Raw genomic sequence first — 2,796 nt, forward strand, 5'->3', positions numbered from 1 at the left:
GATTTTATCGGCCTTTTTTTTGTGCTAAATGTTTTTTGTTTTTACATTAAAGGAGATCTTTTTCCACCGTTGTGATAAAAGCATTTTGTTATTATTGTATAAAAAAACTAAACAATGAAGGCAGCTTTGGGTCATCTTTTTATAGGCATCGCATCACTTTTATATGGTACAACTACTTTTGCGCAACGGAGCATCGTAAAAATACAGATTGATCCAGCAGTTCAATTTCAGACCATTGAAGGTTTTGGAGCTTCTGATGCCTGGTCGTGCCAGTTTGCCGGATTATGGCCCGAAGAAAAACGGAATAAGATGGCCGATTTGCTTTTTAGTAAACAGACCGCAAAAACTGGCCAGCCCATGGGGATTGGTTTAAATACCTGGCGTTTTAGTATTGGTGCAGGTAGTGCAGCTCAGGGGAAAGCAAGCGATATCGGCGACGAATGGCGCCATCAGTCTTCTTTTCTACAATCAGACGGTAGTTACGATTGGAGCGCCATGCCGGGGCAGACCTGGTTTTTAAAAGCGGCTAAAGCCCGTGGCGTAAATCAATTTATCGGTTTTGTGAACAGTCCTCATGTACGGTTTACCAAAAATGGAAAAGCATACTCAACCGATGGCAACTGTAACCTTGATTTTGAGAAACTCCCTGAGTTTGCTGCCGATCTTGTGGCCACGATAAAAGGGTTAAAGAAAACAACTGGCATAACACTCGATTATTTAAGTCCTGCCAATGAACCGCAATGGAAATGGAATGAACATAACCAGGAAGGTTGCCCTTACAACAATACAGAGCTTGCCCAGCTTTACAAGGGTATTAATGAAGCCTTTTCTAAAAATCAGCTTGATACAAAAATTCAGATAGGAGAGGCCGGCCAGTTGGATTACCTGTATAATAATGGCAATACAGCAAAGGGCAATCAGGTCTTTCAGTTCTTTAATGCCGCATCTTCCAATTATGTCGGAAACCTATCTCATATCGACAATTCCATTTCAGGACACAGTTATTTTACCACTAGTCCGGAGTCAAAATTGATCGATGTGCGTAAAAAAACCGCCGAGGCCGTTGCCGCTGTTAAGGGTTTAAGGTATTGGATGTCTGAATATTGTATCCTTGGCGATGCCGTAGTTAAAGGAGAGAAGCGCGATCTGGGCATGATGCCCGCACTCTTTATTGCCAAATTAATTCATCATGATCTGGTGATATCAAATGCTACATCATGGCAATGGTGGCTGGCCATTTCGTCGGGCGATTATAAAGACGGACTGGTTTACATCGATAAAAATAAAACGGACGGACAGGTTTACGATAGTAAAATGTTGTGGGTTTTAGGTAATTACAGCAGGTTTGTTGCAGCAGGAAGTAAACGTATTCAGGTTAATATGAGTGAAAATAATGAACTTAAGGTTTATATATCGAGCTATTTTAAGGATAAAAAACTGGTAACGGTGGTTGTTAATCCCACCGATAAGGATATCGATCTGCAAATGGAGATACAGGGTACCAAGCCTAAAAAGGTACAAACATATGTTACCTCAGCTGATTACAATTTATCACCTTACAAACAATATAAGGATACCCGGCAGTTGCTTGTACCAGCTCAATCTGTTACCACTATACTGAGTAATTAAACTGGTATTTTGTTTTAGTGTTTTATTTTGCACAAAGGTTTTTAAATATTTTAGGCCTGTTTAAGCTTTTCTGTTTCAGTAATCGCCTTTTTCCTGATCCTGCTGAGTGTTTCCAATCGCATACCGATAAACGATGCCACATACTTAAGCGGAACGCGGTTAATTAAATGGGGGTAAGAAACCAGAAATCTTTGATAACGTTTTAATGCCGATGGAAGTCTGCTGATATAAGCCCGTTCGGTTGCTCCCTGGAAATAAATCTCCGTCATTTTACGGCCAACATAATTGGCTATAGGGAAATTTTCATATAGAAGTTTCGACATTTCGTGCGGAACGGCAATGGCAAATACCGGATCGATGGTTTCGATATATTCGTCGGAAATTTCATTCTCCCACAAATTCCTAATGGTTCCTGCCAGTTCGTTTTCGGCAGCAATCCACGTGGTGATTTTTTTGTTGCCCATTTTAAGGTAACCATGTACAGCACCTTCTAAAATAAGGAAAATGTAACGGTTATGTTTTAAGGGTGAAGCTATATGTTTGTTTTTGGCAAACCGGATAGGGAAGGTATAGCTGTTAATAATGTTTTCAATTTCAGGACTGAGCGGATGGTACGATTTAAAGACTGTAATGAGTGGTGAAGAACCACCGAAAGCAGCCCATTTATCTTCACCATAGATATTTTCAATATTCATTAAGGAAAAGCGAATGTATATGTAAAAATGTAAATAAAACAGAAAATAAAAAATGATTAATTATCAATACAACTATAGGGAATGTTAAAGTGGTTAATTTAAAGTTTGTACTGAATTGTTATCCGTAACAATTGGTTTGGACAAAGAAATATACGGAATATTTTTGAGATGGTTAAAACATGTTTGTCTGGTTTAGATAGTAAATTTGCTAAAACACAGATAAATTTATATTTTTTTTTGATGTATTTAACAACATGATCCATAAATATTTAACACCTTATCTTTCAATTATTGTTAAGTCTTTGTTAAATATATTGGTTTTATTTTTTGAAAGAGTGAATTATATTTCTATCTTTGCAGCCCCGAAAGGGATATAAATGATTCCGTAGCTCAGCTGGTAGAGCATTACACTTTTAATGTAGTGGTCCTGGGTTCGAATCCCAGCGGGATCACAGAAAGCCTCACAGAAATG

At 38.3% G+C, this 2,796-nt stretch carries 2 protein-coding genes and 1 tRNA gene; 2 read left to right on the plus strand and 1 reads right to left on the minus strand.

Annotated features, from left to right (window positions below; translation table 11 throughout):
- Positions 1–114 precede the first annotated feature (114 nt).
- Positions 115–1,629 carry a glycoside hydrolase gene (locus R2S57_RS30195; RefSeq protein ID WP_316848626.1) on the plus strand — a complete coding sequence of 505 codons (1,515 nt, stop codon included), beginning with the start codon at positions 115–117 and terminating at the stop codon, positions 1,627–1,629.
- A gap of 50 nt (positions 1,630–1,679) precedes the next feature.
- On the opposite strand, the gene R2S57_RS30200 is transcribed toward R2S57_RS30195, so the two are convergent.
- The gene (locus R2S57_RS30200; RefSeq protein ID WP_316848627.1) at positions 1,680–2,324 is read right to left on the minus strand and encodes a Crp/Fnr family transcriptional regulator; all 645 of its coding nucleotides are present in this window, start codon (positions 2,322–2,324) and stop codon (positions 1,680–1,682) included.
- A 379-nt stretch (positions 2,325–2,703) separates the two neighbouring features.
- Here R2S57_RS30200 and R2S57_RS30205 point away from each other — a divergent pair.
- A tRNA-Lys gene (locus tag R2S57_RS30205) sits at positions 2,704–2,776 on the plus strand.
- Positions 2,777–2,796 lie beyond the last annotated feature (20 nt).

It is taken from the genome of Pedobacter psychrodurus, from assembly GCF_032678585.1.
In the GTDB taxonomy this organism is placed as follows: domain Bacteria; phylum Bacteroidota; class Bacteroidia; order Sphingobacteriales; family Sphingobacteriaceae; genus Pedobacter; species Pedobacter psychrodurus_A.